Source organism: Parasynechococcus sp. (genome assembly GCF_042954245.1).
Classification (GTDB): domain Bacteria; phylum Cyanobacteriota; class Cyanobacteriia; order PCC-6307; family Cyanobiaceae; genus Parasynechococcus.
Genome location: NZ_JBGKDP010000095.1, coordinates 1 through 1903, shown reverse-complemented (window position 1 = coordinate 1903; position 1903 = coordinate 1). Strand labels below are relative to the sequence as shown.

Here is a 1903-nt window from a genome sequence, read left to right as displayed (position 1 = left end):
ACCCCGAATTGAGTTGGATCCACCCATGCAGAACGCCTCGTACGGGGGCGCTTCACCCATAATCGCTCCTCCCTTGAGCTGCACACCGATGGCCTGTGGGCAATCGGCCTCGTCACCGGGCTTTGGACGACAACCCTTATGAAGCTTGAGCCAGTCCACAGGGAAAAACTGGATGTAGCTGGCCCGCAAACGGTTAAAGGTGGGCGAATCGCTGTTAATTCCTACGAATTGCTCAGTTCCCGCCGAGAAGAAGTTGCCGCTGGTGGGATTGCGGGAGTCGTTGAGAGTGCTGTAAGTGGTAGCGAAACGCGCACCGATCAGGGTGTTGCTTTCGGCGCAGTTATAGGCAATGCAAATAACTTCATCTTTGTCGACCTCGCCATTTCCAGCCTTCCGCTTTTTGGTGGAGACGCCATAGGGCCTGGTGCTACCTACAAAATTGACTGGCTTCACTTCAGAGAAGGACATACCAGCGAGCACATTCCACTTGCTGTCCTTGTACGGATCACCTCCGTTTAAAGGGCGAGCGAAGGAAAAGTTGCCACCGGTTTTGCGCAACACGATCGTGTCGCCCTCGTAATCGAACCAACTACGGTTCGGATAAGCGGCTTCAGCCAACCTGACATCATCAGGAGCGGCAGCACCGCCCGTGAAATCGTAAACACGGCCTATTTCGTAAGCGGAACTTGAGCCGTTATCGGCGTAGTTCTTTGCTGTGCGGATGTTGCCGTTGTCTTCGCTTTGGAAGACCTGAGGCACCTGCTGGCTCAGGAACACCGAGGTGCGGAAGCTGGTGCGGTGCTTATCACCATAAATCCAGGGATCCGAAAAATTAAGGTTGGCCAGTCCGCCGTACTGGCCATAAGTGATGTTCGTACCAATATTCCAAACTCTGCCGAGAAAATTGGTTTCCTGCAACTGCACCTGACCGAACACCCCCTGACTCTGGCTGTAGCCAAGACCACCGGAGAGCTGTCCGGTGGACTGCTCAACGATGCCGAGAACAATCACAACATCGCCGGGCTGCTCGGGCACTGGCCGCAACGTCACCTTCACATCACTGAACAGCTGGGTGCCGTACAGCCGTTTGATGTCCCGCTCCAGCTGATTGCGATTGAATGGATCACCGGGTTGGATCGAAACCTCCCTGGTGACCACCCATTCCTTGGATTTACCGCGAATGGGATTGCCGTTCTCATCGGTGTCGTCACCATCTTGGGTGAGGAATTTGACCTCAACGCCAGCCACACTGCCCTGGAGCAACTTCAGCGTGACCACACCATCAGGGCTGACCCGTTCTGGCCCGGACACCCGCGCAAGGGAATAGCCCTGATTAGCCATGGAGGCCTGCAGGGCCTTCATCTGCTGCTGCAGATCATTAAGGTTCAGAGTAAAGCCGTAATCGGAGACAAACGTCTCCTCAATCACCTCATCCGAGAGGAGATTCTCATCGTCGCCGCTGATCTCCACAGCACTCAGCGGAGGGAAGGGTTCCACCTGAACAACCACTTGAACCCCGAGCGGTCCGTTCTGGGGAACGATCCGAACATCAGAGAACCAGCCCGTGGCCTGAATGCTATTCAGATCGTTCTGCAACTCCTCACGGGTAACACGCATCCCCGGACGCACCTGCATGGCGTCGTAGGTGGAGATCTGAAGACGTTCCTCCTCCGGGTGGCCCTCGATGCCCTCAATCAGCACCTCAGAAATCAGCACCCAGGGCTGTTCCACCACGGTGTCTTCCACCACAACCTCTTCCCCCTCAACGGGTTGGTTCGCAGGCGTGGTCTCCTGCGCCATCACTGGTGGAGCAACCAAGGGGATCCCCAGCATCAGACCCAAAACCATGCGACGAACGGCAACCGAGGAGCGGCGGGACGAACGGCGGGTCATCGAGACACAG

At 56.3% G+C, this 1903-nt stretch carries 1 protein-coding gene; it reads right to left on the bottom strand.

Annotation, left to right across the window (positions count from 1 at the left end; all coding sequences use genetic code 11):
* Positions 1 to 1893 (bottom strand): outer membrane protein assembly factor (locus ACGVJ8_RS04500; protein ID WP_392345811.1); only part of this gene is annotated, 1893 nt, incomplete at its 3' end.
* Positions 1894 to 1903: the final 10 nt, after the last annotated feature.